The sequence below is a fragment of the Arthrobacter sp. P1_D12 genome, from assembly GCF_056406175.1.
The window spans coordinates 1-24,047 of record NZ_JBFUAR010000026.1 but is presented as its reverse complement, the minus strand read 5'-3'; the positions used below and the strand labels follow the sequence as shown (position 1 = coordinate 24,047).

At 67.0% G+C, this 24,047-nt stretch carries 21 protein-coding genes, 1 tRNA gene and 2 pseudogenes; 21 read left to right on the top strand and 3 right to left on the bottom strand.

Annotated elements, in window-relative coordinates:
• Positions 1 to 19 precede the first annotated feature (19 nt).
• From ribA to hisF, 5 genes are all read left to right on the top strand, one after another.
• Positions 20 to 682: a GTP cyclohydrolase II gene (gene ribA / locus AC1DZV_RS18005; protein WP_476873133.1), complete on the top strand. Its 663-nt coding sequence runs from the start codon at positions 20 to 22 to the stop codon at positions 680 to 682.
• Between the two features lie 45 nt (positions 683 to 727).
• Positions 728 to 1,213, top strand: a complete 486-nt coding sequence (gene ribH / locus AC1DZV_RS18000) for a 6,7-dimethyl-8-ribityllumazine synthase (RefSeq protein WP_028277038.1) — start codon at positions 728 to 730, stop codon at positions 1,211 to 1,213.
• Positions 1,214 to 1,380: 167 nt separating this feature from the next.
• Positions 1,381 to 1,644 (top strand): phosphoribosyl-ATP diphosphatase, encoded by a 264-nt coding sequence (locus tag AC1DZV_RS17995; protein WP_018772463.1) that lies wholly within the window; start codon positions 1,381 to 1,383, stop codon positions 1,642 to 1,644.
• 104 nt (positions 1,645 to 1,748) lie between these two features.
• Complete coding sequence (hisG, locus tag AC1DZV_RS17990) at positions 1,749 to 2,591, top strand: ATP phosphoribosyltransferase (protein WP_028277039.1); 843 nt, start codon at positions 1,749 to 1,751, stop codon at positions 2,589 to 2,591.
• An 85-nt stretch (positions 2,592 to 2,676) separates the two neighbouring features.
• Positions 2,677 to 3,453: an imidazole glycerol phosphate synthase subunit HisF gene (gene hisF, locus AC1DZV_RS17985; protein ID WP_026536975.1), complete on the top strand. Its 777-nt coding sequence runs from the start codon at positions 2,677 to 2,679 to the stop codon at positions 3,451 to 3,453.
• A gap of 21 nt (positions 3,454 to 3,474) precedes the next feature.
• On the opposite strand, the gene AC1DZV_RS17980 is transcribed toward hisF, so the two are convergent.
• Entirely contained in the window at positions 3,475 to 4,119 is a 645-nt protein-coding gene (locus AC1DZV_RS17980) for a TIGR03085 family metal-binding protein (protein ID WP_028277041.1), read from the bottom strand.
• 177 nt (positions 4,120 to 4,296) lie between these two features.
• Here AC1DZV_RS17980 and hisI point away from each other — a divergent pair, with 177 nt between their 5' ends.
• The 11 genes from hisI to pyk all read left to right on the top strand — a co-directional run bounded on the left by hisI (position 4,297) and on the right by pyk (position 19,828).
• A complete protein-coding gene (gene hisI, locus AC1DZV_RS17975) occupies positions 4,297 to 4,740 on the top strand; it encodes a phosphoribosyl-AMP cyclohydrolase (protein WP_476954293.1) in 444 nt (147 codons plus the stop codon).
• 122 nt (positions 4,741 to 4,862) lie between these two features.
• A complete protein-coding gene (locus AC1DZV_RS17970) occupies positions 4,863 to 6,440 on the top strand; it encodes an anthranilate synthase component I (RefSeq protein ID WP_459384448.1) in 1,578 nt (525 codons plus the stop codon).
• A complete protein-coding gene (locus AC1DZV_RS17965) occupies positions 6,440 to 7,129 on the top strand; it encodes a Trp biosynthesis-associated membrane protein (RefSeq protein ID WP_476954292.1) in 690 nt (229 codons plus the stop codon). Before AC1DZV_RS17970 ends, AC1DZV_RS17965 begins: the two co-directional genes overlap by 1 nt.
• A gap of 116 nt (positions 7,130 to 7,245) precedes the next feature.
• Positions 7,246 to 7,533, top strand: coding sequence for an HGxxPAAW family protein (locus AC1DZV_RS17960; RefSeq protein WP_018772470.1), 288 nt, complete (start codon positions 7,246 to 7,248; stop codon positions 7,531 to 7,533).
• Between the two features lie 2 nt (positions 7,534 to 7,535).
• Positions 7,536 to 8,354: an indole-3-glycerol phosphate synthase TrpC gene (gene trpC / locus AC1DZV_RS17955; RefSeq protein ID WP_476954291.1), complete on the top strand. Its 819-nt coding sequence runs from the start codon at positions 7,536 to 7,538 to the stop codon at positions 8,352 to 8,354.
• A gap of 127 nt (positions 8,355 to 8,481) precedes the next feature.
• On the top strand, positions 8,482 to 9,846 hold the full coding sequence (gene trpB, locus AC1DZV_RS17950; RefSeq protein WP_476950213.1) for a tryptophan synthase subunit beta: 1,365 nt from the start codon (positions 8,482 to 8,484) through the stop codon (positions 9,844 to 9,846).
• Positions 9,843 to 10,664 (top strand): tryptophan synthase subunit alpha, encoded by an 822-nt coding sequence (gene trpA, locus AC1DZV_RS17945; protein ID WP_476950214.1) that lies wholly within the window; start codon positions 9,843 to 9,845, stop codon positions 10,662 to 10,664. The genes trpB and trpA overlap by 4 nt, the downstream gene beginning before the upstream one ends.
• A gap of 3 nt (positions 10,665 to 10,667) precedes the next feature.
• Positions 10,668 to 11,921, top strand: coding sequence for a prolipoprotein diacylglyceryl transferase (lgt, locus tag AC1DZV_RS17940; protein ID WP_476954290.1), 1,254 nt, complete (start codon positions 10,668 to 10,670; stop codon positions 11,919 to 11,921).
• Positions 11,922 to 12,189: 268 nt separating this feature from the next.
• The gene (gltB, locus tag AC1DZV_RS17935; protein WP_476954289.1) at positions 12,190 to 16,806 is read left to right on the top strand and encodes a glutamate synthase large subunit; all 4,617 of its coding nucleotides are present in this window, start codon (positions 12,190 to 12,192) and stop codon (positions 16,804 to 16,806) included.
• Positions 16,799 to 18,256 carry a glutamate synthase subunit beta gene (locus tag AC1DZV_RS17930; protein ID WP_476945567.1) on the top strand — a complete coding sequence of 486 codons (1,458 nt, stop codon included), beginning with the start codon at positions 16,799 to 16,801 and terminating at the stop codon, positions 18,254 to 18,256. The genes gltB and AC1DZV_RS17930 overlap by 8 nt, the downstream gene beginning before the upstream one ends.
• 69 nt (positions 18,257 to 18,325) lie before the next feature.
• Positions 18,326 to 19,828 carry a pyruvate kinase gene (gene pyk, locus AC1DZV_RS17925; protein ID WP_243179062.1) on the top strand — a complete coding sequence of 501 codons (1,503 nt, stop codon included), beginning with the start codon at positions 18,326 to 18,328 and terminating at the stop codon, positions 19,826 to 19,828.
• Positions 19,829 to 19,987: 159 nt separating this feature from the next.
• On the opposite strand, the gene AC1DZV_RS17920 is transcribed toward pyk, so the two are convergent.
• A complete protein-coding gene (locus AC1DZV_RS17920) occupies positions 19,988 to 20,593 on the bottom strand; it encodes an ANTAR domain-containing response regulator (RefSeq protein ID WP_018772478.1) in 606 nt (201 codons plus the stop codon).
• A 205-nt stretch (positions 20,594 to 20,798) separates the two neighbouring features.
• Between AC1DZV_RS17920 and AC1DZV_RS17915 the strand changes: the two genes are divergently transcribed.
• The 3 genes from AC1DZV_RS17915 (at position 20,799) to AC1DZV_RS17905 (ending at position 22,507) form a co-directional block, all read left to right on the top strand.
• Positions 20,799 to 20,880, top strand: a tRNA-Leu gene (locus tag AC1DZV_RS17915).
• Between the two features lie 87 nt (positions 20,881 to 20,967).
• Positions 20,968 to 22,098: a tyrosine-type recombinase/integrase gene (locus AC1DZV_RS17910; protein WP_476954288.1), complete on the top strand. Its 1,131-nt coding sequence runs from the start codon at positions 20,968 to 20,970 to the stop codon at positions 22,096 to 22,098.
• 136 nt (positions 22,099 to 22,234) lie between these two features.
• Positions 22,235 to 22,507: a hypothetical protein gene (locus AC1DZV_RS17905; RefSeq protein ID WP_476954287.1), complete on the top strand. Its 273-nt coding sequence runs from the start codon at positions 22,235 to 22,237 to the stop codon at positions 22,505 to 22,507.
• Positions 22,508 to 22,697: 190 nt separating this feature from the next.
• Here the strand turns inward: AC1DZV_RS17905 and AC1DZV_RS17900 are convergent.
• Positions 22,698 to 23,002: pseudogene (locus tag AC1DZV_RS17900) on the bottom strand (IS1380 family transposase); the annotation flags it as partial.
• 4 nt (positions 23,003 to 23,006) lie between these two features.
• Here AC1DZV_RS17900 and AC1DZV_RS17895 point away from each other — a divergent pair.
• Together AC1DZV_RS17895 and AC1DZV_RS17890 are read left to right on the top strand one after the other, a co-directional pair.
• Positions 23,007 to 23,271, top strand: a pseudogene (locus AC1DZV_RS17895) (ATPase, T2SS/T4P/T4SS family); the annotation flags it as partial.
• Between the two features lie 220 nt (positions 23,272 to 23,491).
• On the top strand, positions 23,492 to 24,047 hold a 556-nt coding region (locus tag AC1DZV_RS17890; RefSeq protein ID WP_476954286.1), incomplete at its 3' end, for a restriction endonuclease.

Below are 24,047 nucleotides of genomic sequence, written 5' to 3'. Positions count from 1 at the left end.
GACCCGAGAAGAGACGGCCATGGCCCGTCAACCGCATCCGGTCAGCGCAGGACCCATCGTCCAGTTGCCCACCGCTTTCGGTGACTTCGTGGCACAGGCCTGGACCGACCTCGCCACCGGCGCGGAGCACCTGGCCGTCAGTTCACCGATGGCGCCGGTTGACGGCCAGCCACCGCTGGTCCGCCTCCATTCGGAGTGCCTCACCGGCGATGTGTTTGGCTCCTACCGCTGCGACTGCGGCGAGCAGTTGGCCTATGCCCTCGAGCTGATCAACGAACTCGGCGGCACCCTGCTGTACCTGCGCGGCCAGGAGGGACGGGGAATCGGCCTGGCGAACAAGATGAAGGCCTACGCCCTGCAGGAGGCCGGTTTTGACACCGTGGAGGCCAACGAACAGCTCGGGCTGCCGGTCGACGCGCGCTGCTACAAGGCCGCGGCCCAGATCCTCGCGGAGATGGGTCTTCACGAGATCCGGCTGCTGAGCAACAACCCGGACAAGCAGGACCGGCTCGCGCAGGCAGGCGTCAAGGTGGTGGAGATGGTCCCCACGGAGGTCCCCTCCCGGGAGCAGAACATCCGCTACCTGCAGACGAAGAAGGACCGGATGGACCACCGCCTGGTCCTGGACGTTGAACCGGCTCCGGCCGCCGGCCTGTCCGGATTCGAGCACGACCAGGACTGACCCGGCAGCAACACGACCACCAGACTCAACAGCAAGGAATACCCTATGAGCGGCCACGGCGCCCCCCAGATCGACCTCAGCACCTTCAAGCCCGAAGAAACCTCACGGCTCAAGCTCGCCATTGTGGCCGCGAGCTGGCACACCCAGATCATGGACGGACTGCTCGACGGCGCCCTGCGCGCCGCGAAGGACGCCGGGATCAGTGAGCCGACGGTCCTGCGCGTGCCCGGCACGTTTGAGCTTCCGGTCGCGGCGGCCCGGCTGGCACCGCACTTCGACGCCGTCGTGGCGCTCGGCGTCGTCATCCGGGGCGGCACCCCGCACTTCGAATATGTCTGCGAGGCGGCCACCCTGGGCCTGACCGAGGTCAGCGTCCGCACCGGGGTTCCCGTGGGCTTTGGCGTGCTGACGTGCGATACCGAGCAGCAGGGGCTCGACCGGGCAGGCCTGCCCGGATCCACCGAGGACAAGGGTCACGAGGCCGTTACCGCTGCCCTGGCCACGGCAGTGACGCTCAAGCAGTTCGGCTGAGCCGCCAAGCTGCAGCTTTTTGCCGGTGCGGGCGCCTCCCTGGCCGCCCGCGCCGGCTGAGTGTGCCGGCCGCGCCGGCCGTGCTGGATATGTAGTGCCTCACATCTCCGCCGTCATGCAACGCCCCGGCGGGCGTTCCCGCGCCGGGAGCAAGTAGGCTTGGGGGCGTGAAGAATTTCGAGTCGCTGTTCGCAGAACTGAGTGAAAAGGCAGCCGTCCGCCCGGAGGGCTCCCGCACCGTCGCCGAACTGGATTCCGGAGTCCATGGCATCGGCAAGAAGGTCGTGGAGGAAGCAGCCGAGGTTTGGATGGCTGCGGAGTATGAATCCGATGAGGCCGCCGCCGAGGAAATTTCCCAGCTGCTCTACCACCTGCAGGTTCTGATGCTCGCCAAAGGACTCACCCTGGAAGACGTCTACAAGCATCTGTAGCCGCGCCCGCACCGGACACCGCCATGACTTCGCTGGCGGATCCCGTGCACCGCGTGGCCGATGTGCCCCAACAGAGACTTCCACACCCAAGAGAGACTTTTCCCATGCTTAGAGTTGCCGTCCCGAACAAGGGATCCCTGTCCGAAGCTGCCGCGGCCATGCTGGCCGAGGCAGGCTACCGCCAGCGCCGCGATACCCGCGAGCTTGTCATGGTGGACCCGGACAACGACATTGAGTTTTTCTTCCTCCGCCCGCGTGACATTGCTGTGTACGTGGGCCAGGGAACGCTCGACGTCGGCATCACCGGCCGCGACCTGCTGCTCGACGCGGAGGTCGAGGCTGAGGAGCTGCTGCCGCTGGGCTTCGCCGCTTCCACGTTCCGCTTCGCCGGCCCGGTCGGCGACTTCACCACGGTCGCCGAGCTCGAGGGCAAGCGCCTGGCCACGAGCTACGACGGACTGCTGCGCGGCTACCTGGCCGCACGCGGCATCAACGCCAAGGTGGTCCGCCTTGACGGCGCCGTGGAATCCTCCGTCCGACTCGGCGTCGCCGACGCGATTGCCGACGTCGTCGAGACCGGCACCACGCTCAAGGCTGCCGGCATGGAGATCTTCGGCGAGCCGATCCTGAATTCGGAGTCCGTGCTGATTGGCCGCAAGGGCGAGCAGAACCCTGCCACGGAGGTCCTGATCCGCCGGCTCCAGGGCGTCCTCGTGGCCCGGCAGTACGTGCTGATGGACTACGACATCCGCAAGGAACTCGTCGAGCAGGCCGCCGGGCTCACCCCCGGCCTGGAGTCGCCCACCGTGTCGCCGCTGCGCGATTCGGACTGGGTGGCCGTCCGCTCGATGGTGCCCAAGCGGGAAACCAACCGGATCATGGACGAGCTCTACGACCTCGGCGCCCGCGCCATCCTGGTCAGCAGCATCCACGCCTGCCGCATCTAGGCTCCCCGCCCCGCCGGGTCCCGCCAGGAAAACCTTCAGCAACCACCCTGCAGCAATTACCCGCCTGCAAGTACCAGGAGAAGCCATGACTGTTGCCGTGCGCGTCATCCCGTGCCTCGACGTCGACGCCGGCCGCGTGGTCAAGGGCATCAACTTTGAGGGCCTCCGCGACGCCGGGGACCCGGTGGAACTGGCGCATCGCTACGACAACAGCGGCGCCGACGAGCTGACCTTCCTTGACGTCACAGCGTCCTCCGGCAACCGGGAGACCACGTTCGACGTCGTCCGCCGCACCGCCGAGGAAGTCTTCATCCCGCTGACGGTCGGCGGCGGGGTCCGTGGCGTGGCCGAGGTGGACAAACTCCTGCGCTGCGGCGCGGACAAGGCCGCCATCAACACCGCAGCCGTGGCCCGGCCGGACGTGATCGACGAGATCACCCGGCACTTCGGCTCCCAGGTCCTGGTGCTCTCCCTCGACGCGCGCCGGACCCGTCCGGGCTCGCAGCCCACCCCGTCCGGCTTCGAGGTCACCACGCACGGCGGACGGCAGGGGACAGGCATCGACGCGATCGCCTGGGCGCGGGAAGCGGCCGACCGCGGGGTGGGTGAAATCCTGCTGAACTCGATCGACGCCGACGGCACCAAGGACGGCTTCGATCTGGAACTGATCCGCCTGGCGCGGGCGGGGGTCAAGGTCCCGCTCATCGCCTCCGGCGGCGCCGGCAAGCCGGAGCACTTCCCGCCGGCCGTGGCAGCGGGCGCCGACGCCGTCCTGGCGGCCTCGGTCTTCCACTTCGGCCCGCTGGACATGATTGCGCAGGTCAAGGCCGCGATCCGCGACGCAGGCTTCGAAGTCCGCTAGTCCCCACCCGCCGGGTGGGGATTAGAGGCCGACTTCGGCGGACTGCAGGAGCGCGACGGCGTCCGGCTGGCCTTCAAAGGTCACGAGGGCGTGGCGGGTGCGGCCGTGGGCGTGCATGAGCAGCTCGCCCGGTTCGCCGACGATGGCCACGGATACGGGGGCGCGTTTGGCGACATGCCGCGGACCCGAGGGGCTCACCAGCACGATGCCCAGATCCACGCCGCGGTACAGGATCGCGGCCCGCTTGACGAGCTCATCCCACAGCGCGTCCGAGTAGGCCTGGTCCAGGGCGCGCGGGGCCCAGCGGTCGACGGCGCGGCGGACGTCCTCGGTGTGCACAAAGTACTCGATCAGGTTGGAGCTTTCGTCCAGCGCCTTGATCCGCAGCGGGGACAGCGCCGGGGGACCGGCCCGGAAGTCGTTGACCAGCTTGGCGTAGTCCTCGGTGGTCTTCAGGGTGCCCGCCAGTTCGGCCGTCGCCTGGTCCGAGGCCTTGGACAGGCGCTTGATGAGCAGGCCCAGTCCGACGGCGATTTTCCGCTCGCGCAGGTACAGGTGCGCGGCAAGATCGCGGGTGAGCCAACCTGTGCAGAGCGTGGCGGCATCAGGGCCGGCCGCCAGCAGGGTTTCGGCCAGGACTTCTCGGGACGGTTCGACGAAATGCATCACTTGTGAAACTAGCACGAGACGGCCGTGCGTGGGCACAGGAATCGCCGCCGCAACCGCGGCCGGCCGCATGATGCAGGGCCGGACCGCGGCGCCGGGCCGGTTGGCGCGCCAGTGTTAAGCGGCGGGACCTGTCCGCAGGCCGGCGACCGGCCCGGAGGCACTAGACTTGATCTGATGTCTGAGCAGCCCGCCTCCGCCCCCAGCCCCATCAACGGCAGCGCCATTAACGGCAGCGCCGTCGATCGCAGTTCCGTCAGCGGCAGCCCCCTTCCGGCCGGACTGGCGGACGCGCTCAAGCGCGACAGCGCCGGGCTGGTGGCCGCCATCGTCCAGCAATTCGACACCCACGAGGTGCTGATGCTGGGCTGGATGGACGACGAAGCGCTGCACCGCACCCTGACCAGCGGGCGCGTGACGTTCTTTTCGCGCTCCCGCCAGGAGTACTGGCGCAAGGGAGACACCTCCGGGCACGTGCAGTGGGTCAAGTCGCTCGCCATGGACTGCGACGGCGATGCGCTGCTGGTGCGGGTCGACCAGGTCGGCGCGGCCTGCCACACCGGAACCCGGACGTGCTTCGACGGCCGCGAGCTCGACGCCGTCGTTGGCCACGGAGGCTAGGTGCCCGGCACACCGGCAGAGCGCCCCGGCGCTTCCACAGCTTCACGAACCGGACCCCAGGCAGGATCCCATGACCGGATCCGGTCGCAGGTCCACCTAAAGAACAGGCGGAAAGCACAGCCATGCAGGACCTAGGAATCATCAGCCCCGGCCTCGAAGAGTTCCGCGAACTCGCAGGCCACAGCCGCGTCATCCCCGTCCGGCTCAAGGTGCTGGCTGACGCCGAAACCCCGATCGGGCTCTACCGCAAGCTCGCCCATGGCCAGCCCGGAACGTTCCTGATGGAATCGGCGGCGGTCGGCGGCGCCTGGTCGCGCTATTCCTTCATCGGCTCCCGCTCCCGGGCCACCCTGACCACCAAGGACGGCAGCGCGCACTGGCTGGGCGAGCCCCCGGTCGGTGTGCCCCTGGACGGCAACCCCGTGGACGCCATCCGCGACACCGTCGCCGCGCTGCGCACCGAGCGCTTCGACGGCCTCCCGCCGTTCACCTCGGGCCTGGTCGGGTTCCTGGGCTGGGAAACCGTCCGGCACTGGGAGAAACTGACCAGCCCGCCGGAGGACGACCTCCAACTGCCGGAAATGGCCCTCAACCTGGTCACCGACATGGCGGTCCACGACAACATGGACGGCACCGTCCTGCTGATCGCCAACGCCATCAACTTCGACAACAGCACCGAACGGGTCGACGACGCCTGGCATGACGCCGTCGCCCGCGTCAAAGCCCTGCTCGAAAAGATCAGCCGCCCCGTGGAGCAGCCGGTCTCCGTGCTGGAGACGGCCGCCCTGGATTTCGCGTCCAGTGTGCAGGAGCGCTGGGACGAAACCGAGTACCTGGCCGCCCTGGACCGCGGCAAGGAGGCGATCGTGGACGGTGAGGTCTTCCAGGTGGTGATCTCCCGCCGCTTCGAAATGGAGTGCGGCGCCGACCCCCTCGACGTCTACCGGGTCCTGCGGAACACCAACCCCAGCCCCTACATGTACCTCTTCAGCTTCGAGGACGCCGCCGGCCGCGAATACACGATCGTCGGCTCCTCGCCGGAGGCCCTCGTCACCGTGACCGGGGACGAAGTCATCACCCACCCCATCGCCGGCTCACGCCCGCGCGGCAAGACGGTCGAGGCGGACAAGGCCCTGGCCGAGGAACTGCTGGCGGACGAGAAAGAACGCGCCGAGCACCTGATGCTGGTCGACCTGTCCCGCAACGACCTCTCGAAGGTCTGCGTGGCTGGATCCGTCGACGTCACGCAATTCATGGAAGTCGAGCGCTTCAGCCACATCATGCACCTGGTGTCCACCGTGGTCGGAGAGCTCGCCCCGGCCGCCAAGGCCTACGACGTGCTCAAGGCCACGTTCCCGGCCGGCACCCTCTCCGGCGCCCCGAAGCCGCGGGCCCTGCGCCTGCTGGACGAACTTGAACCGCACCGGCGCGGCATCTATGGCGGCGTGGTGGGGTACCTGGACTTCGCCGGGGACATGGACATGGCGATCGCCATCCGGTCGGCCCTGCTCCGGGAAGGACGCGCGTACGTCCAGGCCGGCGGCGGAATCGTCGCAGATTCGGTGAACCCGACCGAGGCCCAGGAAACCGTGAACAAGGCCGCCGCCCCGCTGCGCGCCGTGCACACGGCCAGGTCGCTGCACAACATCACCGTTGACGCAATCACTGACGCAGCACCCGACGCAGGAGCCGAGTCCTGATGGGGGAGCCGGAAGCCACCGCCAAGAACACCGCCAAGAACACTGTGAAGAGCACTGTGAAGAGCACCGGGCGGGCCGCCGTTCCGGGCTGGGCCCGCAAGTCCACCCTGGTCCTGGTGATCGCTGCCCTGGCCCTTGCCGTGTTCGGGACCACCACCCAGACCTGGCTCACCGTGCACCTCGATCCCACGCAGCTCGGCGCGGCCGTGGCAAGCCAGGACGGCCTGCAGGTCCAGGGCAGCAAGGCTGCCACCACCGTGACGGCCCTGGCGCTTGTGGCCCTCGCCGGCGGCCTCGCGGCCTCCATCGCCGGCCGCGTGGCCCGCTGGGTCATCACGGCGATCATCCTCCTCGCGGCCGCGGGCATCGTCGCCGCGGCGGCCGTCGTGCTGGCGGACCCGCTGGCCGCGGCGCAGGGATCGATCGCGGCCGCCACCGGAATCAGCGGCAGCAGCGTGCAGGTGGACGTAACAGTGTTCCCAGTCCTCGCCGTCGTCGCCGGAGCCCTGCTGGGCCTCAGCGCCCTGGCGATCGTGCCGGCTGGCCGCTACTGGAAGACCCGCACCAAATATGACGCGGCCGCCGCCGGGCCCGCCGGCGGAACTGCAGCTGGCGGTCATGCGCCGGCCGCCCCCGCGGACGAGATTGACAGCTGGGACCGGTTGTCCCGCGGTGACGACCCCACCTGAACCGATGCCGCGGGCGCGACCGGCAACGCGGCCAGTAACGCTGCCAAAGCAACGCGGCCAAAAATACGGTCAAAAAATGGCAGAATGTAAGCAGTATTCATCCTGAGGAGATTTCAATGAGCAAAGCCACTGTTTCCGCATCCACGTCCGCTGCGCCGAAGGGCGTCTACGACGACGTCGATCACAGCGAAGCGCCGGGCCACGGCAACAGCCCGGCCGCGTGGACCTGCGTGATCGTGATGCTGATCGGCGCCCTCATTGCGTCCATCGCCTTCGTCATCGCCAACACCCCGATCTTCGTTGCAGGTGCCGCAGTTATGGTGATTGGCCTGCTCGCCGGCTGGGCCATGCGCAAGGCCGGCTACGGCGTCGGCGGCAGCAAGCTGAAGAACTCCGGCCACTGAGCGTGAGCGTTCTCGACGACATCAATGCCGGTGTCAGGGAGGATATGCAGGCGCGCCAGCGTCTGGTTACGCTCGCGGAGCTGAAGGAGCGTGCCGCCGCGGCGGCGCCCGCCCGTGACGCCTGGGCCGCCCTCGGCGGGACCTCAAGCACCCGGGAACAGCTCAAGGTGATTGCCGAGGTCAAGCGCCGCAGCCCGTCCAAGGGCCAGCTCGCGGACATCGCCGATCCCGCGTCCCTCGCCGCACAGTACGCCGACGGCGGGGCCGCCGTGATCAGCGTCCTGACCGAGGAGCGCCGCTTCGGCGGCTCCCTGGCCGATCTCGACGCCGTCCGGGCCGCCGTGGACATTCCGCTGCTGCGCAAGGACTTCATGGTTGACGAGTACCAGATCTGGGAGGCCCGGGCGCACGGCGCCGACCTGATCCTGCTGATCGTGGCCTCGCTCTCGGACGCCCAGCTGCGTGAGTTCACGGCCCTCAGCCGCGAGCTCGGCATGAACGTGCTGGTCGAGACCCATACGGCGGAGGAAATCGAGCGCGCAGTCGCCGCGGAAGCCCGGATCATCGGCGTCAACGTACGCAACCTCAAGACGCTCGACGTCGACCGTTCCGTCTTCGCGGCGCTGACCGGCGGCATTCCCGCCGGTGCGCTCGTGGTCGCCGAATCCGGTGTGCGCGACGTCGAGGACGTCAAGCACTACGCGGCCCGCGGAGCCAACGCGGTCCTGGTCGGCGAGGCGCTGGTCAGTGACGCGACGCCCCGCGAGCGGATCGCCGAATTCATGGCTGCCGGCGCGACGGCAATCGCCGCGCGCGCCTGAGGCGGGCCGGTCCTGGCGCCTCCGTCCGGACCGTGAGCGGTGCCGGGCCCGCGATTTTGCCCGGACCAATGAGCGGATCTCATCAGCAGATCCCCAAAGCTAGCAGTGGAACAGGATGGTGAGACTGATGGTCGATGCACCAGCAGCCGGCTCTGACGAAAGTGCCGTGGACGCGTTCCTGCAGGGCGGCCGCCCCGCGGAGCATCCCGCGCAGGGCGAACCGTCCCTGCGCCACGCCCCGGGGCCCTACTTCGGGAACTACGGCGGCCGGTGGATGCCAGAGTCGCTCATCGCGGCCCTGGACGAGCTCGAGGACACCTTCGAGAAGGCCAAGGCCGATCCGGAGTTCACGGCCCAGATCGCCGACCTGAACAAGAACTACTCGGGCCGGCCATCGCTGCTGACCGAGGCCAAGCGCTTCGCCGAGCACGCCGGCGGGGTGCGGATCTTCCTCAAGCGCGAAGACCTCAACCACACCGGCTCGCACAAGATCAACAACGTCCTGGGGCAGGCGCTGCTCGCCAAGCGAATGGGCAAAACCCGCGTCATCGCCGAAACCGGCGCCGGCCAGCACGGCGTGGCCAGCGCCACGGCCGCAGCCCTGCTGGGCCTGGAATGCGTGGTCTACATGGGCGCCGAGGACTGCCGCAGGCAGTCCCTCAACGTGGCCCGCATGGAACTCCTCGGCGCCACGGTCATCCCGGTCACCAACGGATCCCAGACGCTCAAGGACGCCATCAACGAGGCCCTGCGCGACTGGGTGGCCAACGTGGGCAACACGCACTACCTGCTGGGCACCGCCGCCGGAGCACACCCGTTCCCGGCGATGGTCCGCTACTTCCACGAGGTCATCGGTGAGGAAGCCCGCGGCCAGATCCTGGACCAGACCGGCCGGCTGCCGGATGCCGTCTGTGCCTGCATCGGCGGCGGCTCCAACGCAATCGGCATCTTCCACGGCTTCCTCGATGACCCTTCGGTCAAGATCTACGGCTTCGAAGCCGGCGGCGAGGGCGTCGAAACCGGACGCCACGCAGCCACCATCACCCTCGGCAAACCCGGCGTACTGCACGGCGCCCGCTCGTACCTCATGCAGGACGACGACGGCCAGACCATCGAGTCGCACTCGATCTCCGCCGGCCTGGACTACCCCGGCGTCGGCCCCGAGCACTCCTACCTGGCCGACATTGGCCGGGTCAGCTACGAGCCCATCACGGACAGCGAAGCCATGGAGGCCTTCCGCCTCCTGTGCCGCACCGAGGGCATCATCCCCGCCATCGAGTCCGCCCACGCCCTCGCCGGCGCCATCAAGGTGGGCCAGCGGCTCGCCGCAGACGCGGCGGCAGGCAAGGCAACAGACGCCTCAGAGAAAATCGTGATCGTGAACCTCTCCGGCCGCGGCGACAAGGACGTGGCCACGGCCGCGGAATGGTTCGACCTGCTGGACAAGGACTCACCTGAAGCCGAAATCGCCAAAGAGGGGGAACAGCTGTGAGCATCAGCCAGGACGGCACCCAGCACGCCAGCAAGTCGGCCGCGGCCATTGACCGCGCCCGCGCCCAGGGCCGGGCGGCTCTGATCGGCTACCTGCCCGCCGGCTACCCGAGCGTTAAAGACACCATTGCCGCCGGCATCGCCCTGGCCGAGAACGGCGCCGACCTCATCGAGATCGGCATCCCGTACTCGGACCCGGTCATGGACGGCCAGGTCATCCAGGCTGCCACGACGGAGGCCCTCGCGAAGGGCTTCCACGTCCGGGAGGTCTTCGACGTCGTCCGCGGCATTACGAGCAAGACCGACGCCGCCGTGCTGGTCATGACGTACTGGAACCCCGTGGTCCGGATGGGCGTGGACGAGTTCTCCCGCCGTCTGGCCGAGGCCGGGGGAGCCGGGCTCATCACGCCCGACCTCATTCCGGACGAGGCCGCCGAATGGATGGCGGCCTCGGACAAGTACGGCCTGGACCGGGTGTTCCTCGTGGCTCCCTCGTCCTCGCCCGAACGCATGAAACGCACGGTGGACGCGAGCCGCGGCTTCGTCTACGCCGTCTCCATCATGGGCGTCACCGGCGCCCGGACCTCGGTCAGCTCCGCGGCCAGGGACGTCGTCGCCGCAGCGCACGCCGCGGGCGCCGAGCGCGTCTGCGTGGGCCTCGGCGTCTCCACCGCCAGCCATGTCCGCGAGATCGCCGAGTACGCCGACGGCGTGATTGTCGGCACCGCCCTCGTCGCGGCCATCCGGGACGGCGGCGTGGATGCGGTAGCCTCCTTGACGAAAGACCTCAGCACCGGCCTTACCAAGGAAGAAGCCTAAGCAATGCAGTCAGTCCTCCACGCGGCGGCGATGATTCCCGCGAGCATTCCGAGCCCCAGCTGGTCCGGATTCGACATCCCGCTGCCGTGGGGGTCCCTGCGCATCCACGCCTACGCCCTGTGCATCCTCGCCGGCATTATTGCCGGCCTGTGGCTGACCTCGGTCCGCTGGGCACGCCGCGGCGCCCCCGAGGGCAGCGTCTGGGACATCGCCATCTGGGCCATCCCGTTCGGCATTATCGGCGGACGGCTGTACCACGTGTTCTCCTCTCCGGACGCCTACTTCGGCCCGGGATTCGACGGCACAGGGGACCTGTCCCTGATCCCGCAGATCCAGCGCGGCGGCCTGGGCATCTGGGGCGCCGTCGTGCTCGGCGCCGTGGGCGCCTGGATCGGGTGCCGGCGTGCCGGGGTGAAGCTGAGCGCCTTTATGGACGCCGCGGCCCCCGGGCTGCTGCTGGCCCAGGCCATTGGCCGTTGGGGCAACTACTTCAACCAGGAACTCTTCGGCGGCCCCACCACGCTTCCGTGGGGGCTGCAGATCGACCCCAACAACCCGAACTTCCCCGCCGGCATGCCGACGGACACGCTCTTCCACCCGACGTTCCTCTACGAGTCGCTGTGGAACCTGGCCGGCGTGCTGATCCTGCTGGCCCTGGACCGCAAATTCAGCTTCCGCCGCGGCCGCCTCTTCTGCGTCTACGCCATGTACTACACCCTGGGCCGCGTCTGGATCGAGGCCATGCGGATCGACGACGCCGAACAGATCACCCTCTTCGGGCTCACCACCAGGCTCAATGTCTGGACCAGCATCATCGTCTTCGCCGGAGCCCTGCTCGCCTTCATCCTCCTCGGACTGCGCAAGCGCTCCGAGCCGGACACCCCGTTCCTCCCCAGCCGCGCGCCGGCAGAGACAAAGCCGGCGGAGACTGTGCCGGCTGAGGAAAAGTCGGCAGAGTCAAAGCCGGACGCTGACGCGACCGACGCCGACAGCGCTGACCGCGCCAGCGGCGCCGACAGCGCCGCCCACGCTACCGTTCCCGCAGACGCGGCAACCATCCGCCATTCGGACGCCGCTGTCTCAGATAGTGAATCCCGTGCTAATCTCCGGAATAACCAAAGCGGACCAGTTCGCGCATCCGAGGATGCGGACAGGGACTCCACGGGCGGCACCGCGCCCGCCAATGGGGCTCCGGCAGCCGGAGTTTCCGGCCGCCAGGGAACTGGAACCGCGCCGGAGGCTGAGGGCACCAAGTAGCTCAGCGCCGGCACCTCGGGTTGACCGGAGCCACCGCTCACCGGACCCGACTCCACAGCGTCGTGGCAAGGGGGCTTGGTGTGGACAGCAGATCGAAGCTGTCCATGCAAGCCCGGGCCAGCACCTGCGTAACTGTTAGTACAGGAGGCCGGGCTGGCCTACAATTCCAGTTAGAAAAACACTCTGTTGCGCCCGTCACACACCGGCGTGCCGAGTGGGGCCAATGTTGTCCCTCCCATACGCACGATCAGGAGGAAGGACGTCTCCAATGACCCAAACTCTTCACAGCCCCAGCTGGTCCGATCCGGACCAGCCCTCGGCTGCCGCGTCACCCTTCAGCCGCTTCGCGGCGATTCCGGCCGCTGCCGGACTCTACAATCCGGAGAACGAGAAGGACGCCTGCGGCCTGGCCATCATCGCCACGCTCCGCGGTGAGCCTGGCTACGACATCGTCGACGCCGCCCTGACCGCCCTGCGCAACCTCGAGCACCGCGGTGCCGTGGGCGCCGATGAAGGTACCGGCGACGGCGCCGGCCTCCTGATGCAGGTGCCGGACGAATTCTTCCGCGCAGTCACGGACTTCGAACTTCCGGCCCCCGGCCAGTACATCGTGGGAACCGCGTTCCTGCCCGCCGAGCAGCGCGAATCCGACGCCGCCCGCGCCGGCATCGAAGGCCTCGCCGCGGACGAGGGCCTGACCGTCCTGGGCTGGCGTGAAGTCCCGATCGTGGCCGACCTGGTCGGGGCCATGGCCCGGGCCTGCATGCCGTACTTCTCGCAGCCGTTCTTCGCCTCCAGCACCGGGGAAACCCTCGAACGCAATGAGCTCGATTCCCGCGCCTGGCGGATCCGCAAGCGCGCCCAGAACAAGTTCGGCGTGTACTTCCCGTCGCTCTCCTCCCGGACCATCGTCTACAAGGGCATGCTCACCACCGCGCAGCTCGAGCCGTTCTACCCGGACCTGTCGGACAAGCGCTTCAAGACCAAGCTCGCGATTGTCCACTCGCGCTTCTCCACCAACACGTTCCCGTCCTGGCCGCTGGCCCAGCCGTTCCGCACCATCGCGCACAACGGGGAGATCAACACCGTCAAGGGCAACCGCAACTGGATGCGGGCCCGGCAGTCGCAGCTCGCCAGCCCGCTGCTGGGGGACTCACCCGAAGAACTGTTCCCGATCTGCACCCCGGGCGCCTCGGACTCGGCCTCCTTCGACGAGGTCGCCGAACTGCTCTGGCTCTCCGGCCGGCCCATCACGCACTCGATCATGATGATGATCCCGGAGGCGTGGGAAAACCACGCCACCATGGATCCGGCCCGCCGCGCCTTCTACGAATACCACTCGATGCTCATGGAGCCGTGGGACGGCCCTGCGGCCGTCTCCTTCACGGACGGCAACCTGGTCGGCGCCACGCTGGACCGCAACGGCCTGCGCCCGGGCCGGTACTGGATCACCGAGGACGGCCTGATCGTCTTCGCCTCCGAAGTCGGCGTGATCGACGTCGAACCCTCCAAGGTGGTCAAGAAGGGCCGCGTCTCGCCGGGCAAGATGTTCCTGGTGGACACCGGGGCCGGACGGATCATCGACGACGCCGAGGTCAAGGCCGAGGTTGCCGCAGCGAACCCCTGGGCCGAATGGGTCAAGGACAACCTGATCGACCTCAAGAACCTGCCCGAACGCGAGCACGTCGTGCACACGGCCGCCTCGGTCAACATCCGCCAGCGCACGTTCGGCTACACCACCGAGGAACTGAAGATCCTGCTGGGCCCGATGGCCCGCACCGGCGCCGAACCGCTCGGTGCCATGGGCTCGGACACCCCGGTGGCCGTGCTGTCCAAGCGCCCGCGGCTGCTCTTCGACTACTTTGTGCAGTCCTTCGCGCAGGTCACCAACCCGCCGCTGGACGCCATCCGTGAAGAGCTCGTCACGTCCCTGACGTGCGCAATCGGCCCGAACGGCAACCTGCTGGACACCAAACAGGTCCGGCAGCCGCAGGTCTCGCTGCCGTTCCCCGTGATCAACAACGACCAGCTCGCCAAGATCGCGAACATCGAGAGCGCCGACGGCGGCAAGGTCGCCATGAAGGTCCGCGGACTCTACCGCCCCGAAGGCGGCGAGAACTCCCTCCGGGCCCGGCTCACCGAAATCTGTGAGCAGGTCTCCGGCGCCATCAACCGCGGCGTCCAGTATGTGGTGCTTTCAGACCGAGACTCGAACGCCCAGTGGGCCCCGATCCCGTCCCTGCTGCTGGTCAGCGCCGTGCACCACCACCTGCTGCGCAGCGCCAACCGCACCAAGACCGCGCTCGTGGTGGAAGCCGGCGACGTCCGCGAGACCCACCACGTCGCCGTGCTCATCGGCTACGGCGCCTCCGCCGTGAACCCGTACCTGGCCATGGAATCCGTGGAGCAGCTCATCGCCTCCGGCGACGTCGTGGGGGTCACCCCGCAGGACGGCGTCTACAACCTGATCAAGGGCCTGGGCAAGGGCGTCCTGAAGATCATGTCCAAGATGGGCATCTCCACCGTGGCCTCCTACACCGGTGCACAGACCTTCGAAGCCCTCGGCCTCGGCCAGGACCTCGTGGACGAGTACTTCTCCGGCACGCATTCCCAGCTCGGCGGCGTCGGCCTCGACGTCATTGCCGCCGAAGTCCTGGCCCGGCACCGCATGGCCTACCCCGAGAACGGCATCGAACTGCCGCACCAGCCCCTGCTCGGCGGCGGCGAATACCAGTGGCGCCGCGACGGCGAACCCCACCTGTTCAACCCCGAGACCGTCTTCCGGCTCCAGCACGCCACGCGTGAACGCCGCTACGACATCTTCAAGGCCTACACCCGCGGCGTTGACGACCAGTCCGAGAACCTCATGACCCTGCGCGGTCTGCTGAAGTTCAAGGCCGGTTCGCGTCCCGCGGTGCCGCTTGAGGAAGTGGAACCGGTTTCCAGCATCGTCAAGCGGTTCTCCACCGGCGCCATGAGCTACGGCTCCATCTCCAAGGAAGCCCACGAGACCCTCGCGATCGCCATGAACCGGCTGGGCGGCAAGTCCAACACCGGTGAAGGCGGCGAGGATGTGGACCGGCTGCTCGATCCCATCCGCCGTTCCGCGGTCAAGCAGATCGCCTCCGGCCGCTTCGGCGTCACCAGCCTGTACCTGTCCAACGCGGACGACATCCAGATCAAGATGGCCCAGGGTGCCAAGCCCGGCGAAGGCGGCCAGCTGATGGCGCAGAAGGTCTACCCCTGGGTGGCCCGCACGCGGCACTCGACGCCCGGCGTCGGCCTCATTTCGCCGCCCCCGCACCACGACATCTACTCGATCGAGGACCTCGCGCAGCTGATCTATGACGCCAAGCGCGCCAACCCCTCGGCCCGGGTGCACGTCAAGCTCGTCTCCGAGGTCGGGATCGGCACCGTGGCGGCTGGCGTCACCAAGGCGAAGGCCGACGTCGTGCTGGTCTCCGGGCACGACGGCGGTACCGGCGCCTCGCCGCTGAACTCGCTCAAGCACGCCGGTGTCCCGTGGGAACTCGGCCTCGCCGAGACCCAGCAGACGCTCATGCTCAACGGCCTGCGCGACCGTGTGGTGGTTCAGGTCGATGGCCAGCTCAAGACCGGCCGCGACGTCGTGATCGCCGCGCTGCTCGGCGGCGAGGAGTTTGGTTTCGCCACCGCCCCGCTGGTGGTCTCCGGCTGCATCATGATGCGCGTCTGCCACCTGGACACGTGCCCGGTGGGCGTCGCAACCCAGAACCCCGAGCTGCGCTCCCGGTTCAACGGCAAGCCCGAGTTCGTGGTGAACTTCTTCGAATTCCTTGCCGAGGAAGTCCGCGAAATCCTCGCCGAGCTCGGTTTCCGCAGCATCGAGGAGGCGATCGGCCATGCCGAGATGCTCGACTCCCGCGACGCGATCAACCACTGGAAGGCCGAAGGGCTGGACCTGGATCCGATCCTGCACGGGCTCGAGTTCGACAACGACGCGCCGCTGCGCAACCTCACCGGCCAGAACCACGAACTCGACAAGCACTTCGACCAGCGCCTGATCGCCATGGCGGCCGAAGCGCTGAGCGACCGCACGCCGGTGAAGATCTCCGTGAACGTCATCAACACGGACCGCTCCGTCGGCACCATGCTCGGCCACGTCGTGACCAAGACCTTCAGCACCGACGTCCTGGCCACGGACACCATTGACATCACGCTCAATGGCACCGCGGGGCAGTCGCTCGGAGCATTCCTGCCGGCCGGCATCACGCTGCGCATGTTCGGCGACTCCAACGACTACGTCGGCAAGGGACTCTCCGGCGGCCGCATCATTGTCCGGCCGGACCGCACCAACGTGTTCCCGGCCGAGCGCAACGTGATCGCCGGCAACGTGATCGGTTACGGCGCCACAAGCGGTGAGCTGTTCCTGCGTGGCCAGGTGGGCGAACGCTTCCTGGTCCGCAACTCCGGCGCCACCGCTGTGGTCGAAGGCATCGGCGACCACGGCTGCGAGTACATGACCGGCGGCCAGACGCTCATCATCGGCCGCACTGGACGCAACTTCGGCGCCGGCATGTCCGGGGGCACGGCCTACGTGCTGGACCTGCAGACCGAGCGCGTCAACAAGCAGGCCCTCGAGTCAGGCGAGCTGCAGCTGCGCGAGCTCGACGCCGAGGACCGTGACATCGTCCACGGGCTGCTCGTCAAGCACCTCGAGGAAACCGAGTCGCTGCTCGCGGCACGGCTCCTCGAGAACTTCGATGACACCGCAGCCCGCATAACCAAGGTGCTGCCGCGCGACTACGCGGCCGTCCTGCAAACCCGTCTTGACGCCATCGAAGAGGGCCTGGACCCCGACGGCGAAGAAGTTTGGTCTCGAATCCTGGAGGTGACCGGTGGCTGATCCACGCGGATTTCTGAAAGTACGTCAGCGTGAAACCCAGCCGCGCCGTCCCGTCCCGGTCCGCATCATGGACTGGAAAGAGGTCTATGAGGCCCAGGAAAAGGGTGTCCTGAAGAGCCAGGCGGGCCGCTGCATGGACTGCGGCGTCCCGTTCTGCCACCAGGGCTGCCCGCTGGGCAACCTCATTCCGGAATGGAACGACCTCGTCTGGCGGGACAAGGGCGAGGAAGCGATGGAGCGGCTGCACGCCACCAACAACTTCCCCGAATTCACGGGCCGGCTGTGCCCTGCCCCCTGCGAGGCGTCCTGCGTACTCGGCATCAACCAGCCCGCGGTGACCATCAAGCAGGTCGAGGTGTCCATCGTGGACCAGGCCTTCGAGAACGGCTGGGTCAACCCACTGCCGCCCGCGCGACTGACCGGCAAGACGGTCGCCGTCGTCGGGTCCGGCCCCGCCGGGCTCGCCGTCGCCCAGCAGCTGACCCGGGTGGGCCACACTGTGGCCGTGTACGAGCGCGACGACAAGATCGGCGGCCTCCTGCGCTACGGGATCCCCGACTTCAAGATGGAAAAAGAGCAGGTGGACCGCCGGCTGGAGCAGATGAAGGCCGAAGGCACCCGGTTCCGCACCGGGGTGGCCGTCGGCACCGACGTGACGTGGGAGCAGCTGCGCCGCCGGTACGACGCCGTCGTCATCGCCACCGGGGCCACCGTCCCGCGTGACCTGCCGATCCCGGGCCGCGACCTCGACGGCGTCCACTACGCCATGGATTACCTCGTGCCGGCCAACCGGGTGGTGGCGGGGGAGACCGTGGAGAACCAGATCAATGCCGCGGGCAAGCACGTGGTCATCCTCGGCGGCGGCGACACCGGCGCCGACTGCCTCGGCACCGCGCACCGTCACCAGGCCGCGTCCGTGACCACACTGGCGATCGGCAAGCAGCCGCCCGTCGAGCGGGCCGGCCACCAGCCCTGGCCGACGTTCCCCACCTTGTTCGAGGTCGCCAGCGCGCACGAGGAAGGCGGCGAACGCACCTACCTCGCCTCCACCGTGGAGTTCGTCGGGGAAAACGGCAAACTCAGGGGCGTCAAGGTTGCGGAGACGGAATTCGTCGACGGCAAACGCCTGCCGAAGGCCGGCACCGAGCGGATCATTCCGGCGGACCTCGTCTTCTTGTCCCTGGGCTTCACCGGCGCCGAGCCGGCCGGGATCACCGACCAGGTCCAGGCCGACTTTGACGGCCGCGGCAACGTGGCACGCGACGGCTACTACATGACCAACACTGAAGGCATCTTCGTCGCGGGCGACGCCGGCCGCGGCCAGTCGCTCATCGTTTGGGCCATCGCCGAAGGGCGGGCCTGCGCGGCCGCGGTGGACAAGTTCCTGATGGGCAGCACCATTCTGCCGGCACCCGTGGCGCCGACCGACCGTGCGATGGCTGTTCTGTAGTCCCACAGGACCTCCGGGATTCATCCGCACTTCAACTTAATCCATGCAACACACCAGTAGGGTAGGTATATGAGACGCGCTAAAATCGTGGCCACTTTCGGACCGGCAATCGCAAGCTTTGACAACACGCTGGCCGTGCTGGAAGCCGGCGTTGACGTGGCACGCATGAACATGAGCCACGGCGATTACTCCGTGCACGACAACACCTACGAGAACGTCCGCAAGGCTGCGGGACAGCTCGGCAAGGCCGTGGCCATCATGGCCGACCTGCAGGGCCCGAAGATCCGCCTCGGACGCTTCGTCGACGGTCCCCACCTCCTGGAGGTCGGTGACACGTTCACGATCACCACCGAGGACGTTCCGGGCACCAAGGACATCTGCTCCACGACCCTCAAGAGCCTGACAGAGGACGTCAACCCGGGCGATGCCCTGCTGATCGACGACGGCAAGGTCGCCCTCCGCGCGATTGACGTCGACGACGTCAAGGTGGTCGCCCAAGTGATTGTCGGCGGCTGGGTTTCCAACAACAAGGGCATCAACCTGCCCGGCGTTGCCGTCAACGTGCCGGCGCTGAGCGAAAAGGACGAGGACGATCTGCGCTGGGCCATGCGCCGCGGCGTGGACATGGTTGCCCTGTCCTTCGTCCGGGATGCTTCGGACATCGTCCGCGTGCACGAGATCATGGACGAGGAAGGCCGGCGTGTGCCGGTCATCGCCAAGATCGAGAAGCCGCAGGCCGTGGAGCAGCTGCACGAGATCATCGACGCCTTCGACGCCATCATGGTGGCTCGTGGCGACCTCGGTGTGGAACTTCCCCTCGAGGAAGTGCCGATCGTGCAGAAGCGCGCCATCGAACTGGCACGCCGCTGGGCCAAGCCGGTCATCGTGGCCACCCAGGTCCTCGAGTCCATGATCGAGAACCCGCGCCCGACGCGCGCCGAGGCCTCCGACTGCGCCAACGCGGTGCTGGACGGTGCCGACGCGGTCATGCTCTCCGGCGAGACCAGCGTGGGCAAGTACCCGATCGAGACGGTCAAGACCATGGCCCGGATCATCGAGTCCACCGAAGAGCACGGCCTGGAGCGCGTTCCCCCGCTGGGCACCAAGCCCAAGACCCGCGGCGGCGCCATCACCCGCGCCGCCGTCGAGATCGCCGATCAGCTGGAAGCGAAGTACATCTGCACCTTCACGCAGTCCGGTGACTCGGCACGCCGCCTGTCGCGTCTGCGCCCCATCAGGCCGGTCTTCGCCTTCACCCCGGTGGAGCACGTCTGGAACCAGCTCGCCCTGACGTGGGGCATCCAGCCGGTCCTGGTCCCGATGGTGGGCCACACCGACGAGATGACGGCCCAGGTTGACCGCAGCCTGCTGGAGCTCGACGTCGTCGAGGACGGTGACCTGGTGGTCATCGCCGCCGGTTCACCTCCCGGAAAGGCCGGTTCGACGAACCTGCTGAAGGTCCACAAGGTGGGCGACCTCGCCGACTTCGGCGGCCAGGGCGAAGCCGCCGTGGCCAAGGACAAGCTTGGCCCGTGGCCGGAAAAGAAGAAGAAGAACCGGGTCCAGGCCTAGTTCTGATAGCTTGAACGCAAAAGGGAGGATCCCCGCCGGCTGGCGGGGATCCTCCCTTTTTGGTGCTTGGTGCTTGGGGCTTTGGTGCTTGGGGCTTTGGTGCTTGGTGCTTTGCGTGCGCGGGTTCCGGCCGCGGAGCGTGGCCGGCGCCGTTTGCCGCTAGTTGACCTGGTTGATGATGGTTTCGGCGACCTCGCGCATGCTGAGGCGGCGGTCCATCGAGGTCTTCTGGATCCAGCGGAAGGCTTCCGGTTCCGTCAGGCCCATCTTGGTGGTCAGGAGGCTCTTGGCGCGCTCCACGAGCTTGCGGGTGGCGAACTGCTCCTGCAGGTCGGTGACCTCGCTCTCGAGGGCCTTGATTTCCTCGTGGCGGGACAGCGCGATCTCCAAAGCCGGGATGAGGTCCGCCGGGGTGAACGGCTTGACCACGTACGCCATGGCGCCGGCGTCGCGGGCGCGCTCCACGAGCTCTTTCTGGCTGAACGCGGTGAGCAGGACCACGGGGGCGATCCGGGCCTTGACGATCTTCTCCGCGGCCGAGATGCCGTCCATGACCGGCATCTTGACGTCCATCAGGACCAGGTCGGGCTTGAGCTCCTCGGCAAGCTGGACGGCCTTTTCGCCGTTGTCCGCCTCGCCGACGACGTCGTAGCCTTCGCCCCGCAGGATCTCGATGATGTCCAGGCGGATGAGGGTCTCATCCTCGGCGACGACAACGCGGCGCGCCGGCTGGGAAGTGGGGGTTGACTCCGTCTGTTCTGACACGGGAACTCCTTGGAAAGGTACGGCGGGAACTCAACCATCATAGGTTTTGTCCGCCGATGTACTTGGACCGGTTTGGTTCGATGCGGCGTCACTGGCGCGATTCTGGAATTCAGCCTATCTGCATGTAGAGTAATTTCGCGCACTGGAAGCGATCGCGTTGCTCACAGCACTGTGGCAGGCTGATTGTTACACCGGTGTACTCCGCGCCCGAGTGGCGGAATTGGCAGACGCGCCGCACTCAAAATGCGGTATCGAAAGGTGTGTGGGTTCGAGTCCCACCTCGGGCACAGTGTTTCCGCAGGTCAGCGGCCTGTTTCCTCTTTGGGTGTTGACAAAACCGCCCAAAGTGTTGACAGCGGCGTACCGTTTTTTGTGTGGCAAGCATTCGAAAACGCGCCAAAAAGGACGGCACATCGTCCTATATGGTGTTGTGGCGGGACCCGAAGAGCCGCGAGCAGCAGGGCCTGACCGTCGCCACTCACGTCGAAGCTGAGACCCTGAAAAGGCTTCTGGACGCCAACGGACAATCCTTCGAGATTGCGCAGCACGCCATCCTTTCCAACGCCAAACGCACACCCACCATCGCTGAAGTCATCCAAGAGCACATTGATCTCTTGATTCGGCCATCGAGCGGAACCATCAAGACGTACCAAACCATGTTGGATCTCCATGTCCGCAATGTCATCGGTCATGTTCCGGCGGACAAGCTCGACTATCGGTTGCTCGCGCACTGGGTGAAATCGATGATGGCAAAGGGGCTTGCGCCCAAGACAGTCCATAACGTTCATGGCCTCATCTCCGCCGCAATGAATACTGCAGAGATGCTGGGGTACATTCCGCGGAACCCTTGCCGGGGCGTGCAGTTGCCGCCCATTGAGAAGGCTGAGGACGAGGCCATGTTCCTCACCCATGCTGAGTTCAGCCTCATCATGGAGGGGATGGGGGAGCGCTACAAGGCCTTCACTAACTTCCTGGTCATGACCGGCACCCGATTCGGGGAAGCAACCGCACTGACTGTGGCGGATGTGGATCTGCTCTCCAAACCGCCCACAGCCCGGATTAACAAAGCCTGGAAACGCGACGGACAGTCGAAGTTTTATGTCGGGGCCACAAAGACCGGTGCGGGCAAACGGACTATCGGCCTGAACCCGGCGCTTGTTGAATTGTTGATCCCGCTGGTTGCCAGCAGGCCGGGAAAAGAACTTGTGTTCACGACGCCCAGGGGCGGGCGAATCATTCACAAGCTCTACTGGCAGCACTACTGGGTTCCTGCGGTTCACACGGCCCAGGCTATCGGCCTTACCAAGAACCCACGGATCCATGACCTTCGCCATACTCACGCATCCTGGTTGATCCAGGACGGCGTGCCCTTGTTCACCATCTCGCGCCGGCTGGGGCACGCCTCTACACGGACTACCGAGCAGGTCTACGGGCACTTGATGCCCGAGGCGCTGCAAGCCGGTGCTGACGCTACTGAGCGCTCTGTGACAGCCTTTCTGCGGTGATGGCTATGCTGCCCTGCGTGGCGGCGTGCGGATGTGGGCCTCGGGGAGCCTGTGACTGTCCCGCGCTCCCCGTCATGTCGGCTTGTCTCCACGGGGCCATGAAGGTGGAAAGCAACGCCTTCCCTTTGGAGTTCCCGTGGAGATCGAATTTTTTGAGCCCGCTGAAGCTGCCGCGCTGATGCACTGCACAGAGTCATGGCTGCGCGATGGCGCGGCCAGCGGACGCTTCCCGCATGTGTGTTGGGGAAAGGGAAAGATCATTTTCACTTCTGAGCACATCCTGGAAATCGCGAAGTTGAGTGAGATCCTTCCCGGCAGCACTGGTTCCTCGCTCTCCGGCAGTCGGCCCGCGGCAAAGGAGCGCCTCATTGGTACCCGCTCGAAGGTCAGATTGGCCACGGTGAACTGAGTATGAGTAACGTTTCCCGTCCGGGCCACGGTTTGAACGGTTGAGCCCGGGAGGAGCATCAGAAGCAGACTTCCCCAGAGGACTAAGGGCGAGGACGTGTTTCGGGCACGACGGAGACGGTTACCCGCGGCAGGTGGTAGTCGAAGATAGCTGGAACACCTGCCTACAACCCAAGGACCGTGAAGACCACGTCCGAGTGCGAGGTCACCAGGGACGCGTCGATGTCGATGATGAGCGTGTCCGCGGCTGTCGCGGTCAGGGCCGCGTTCCGGTCCCCGGCGGCGGGCCGTGCCCGAGACCGCAGGGACCGGAGGAGGGTTTCAAGTCCGTAGCCGAACAGTTCCGGGTTGGTCACGGTGCCTTCGAAGAACCGGGACGCCGTCGCGTTCGAGGGCACCGTGCCGAAGGCCTCCGGTCAGGATGCAGGATGTCCAGGTCCGAGGCATGTTCTCCACCGGGAGCCAGCATCGCGGCAAGGGAACCGAGGAGACGGCCGGCCGGTGCCGAGCGCCAGGTCATCACGGTGGAGGAGTTCTTCGGACTGCAGTTTCCGCTCCTGGACGTCGTGGGGCTGCAGTGCCGGCGGCCGAATCTGGAGGGGCCGGGGAGATTCCGTTGCAGCGGCTCGTGAAGGAGGCTCTGCGGAGCAACCGGACCGGCTGGTGGTCGGTGAGGTCAGGGAGGCCGAGAGCCTGGACATGCTCATCGCCTTGAATTCCGGGCTTCCCGGTATGTGCACCGTCCACGCCAACTCCGCGCACGATGGGACATGTTCGGAAAAGCGTGTACCCAATTGTCGATGTTGCTTTCCGCCACGAGAACCTAATGCCCGCAGACGACCGCGTCCGGGTCTTTTTTCCACCCGCCCGGCACTGCGTTGAGCGTCCAGTCTGCCTTGCTGCGTTTGGCCCACGTTTGGATAGCGTCGAGCTCTAGCAGTTCGGCTACGCTGGAGAGCCCGAGATCGTCAGTAATGTAGTGCCCATGCTTGTCCCATTCAAACCGTCGCGCCATGGCCGCGAGGTCCTGCTCGCTGACTGGCGGGATGCCGAGGAGTTGGCGGCCTGGTACATGCGTGAGATCCTTCAGCTCGCTGAGGTCAGGCTTACGGGCAGTGGAACTGACGGTGGTATTGACGTCGTATCCCGTGACGCTGTCGCTCAGGTCAAGCACTATTCGGGTCCCGTTGGCGCCCCGGAGATTCAGCAACTCAAGGGTGCCGGACACAGCCACGATGCCGTTCTCTTCTTCGCGCTTTCCGGTTTCACGCAGCAGGCGGTCGCCTTCGCGCAGGCTGCTGGCGTGGCGCTTTTTACGTACACCATTTACGGGGACGTCAAGCCGCGGAACGGCCACTCCCGGATCCTTATCGATTCAGTTCCTGCGAACGTCGAAAGACGGGCCCGAGAAGAAGCCGAGGCGGCGGCGGAGCGTGCGAGGGAGGCTGAAGAAGCGGCGGCGGAGCGTGCGAGGGAGGCTGAAGAAGCGGCGGCGGAGCGTGCGAGGGAGGCTGAAGAAGCGGCGGCGGAGCGTGCGAGGG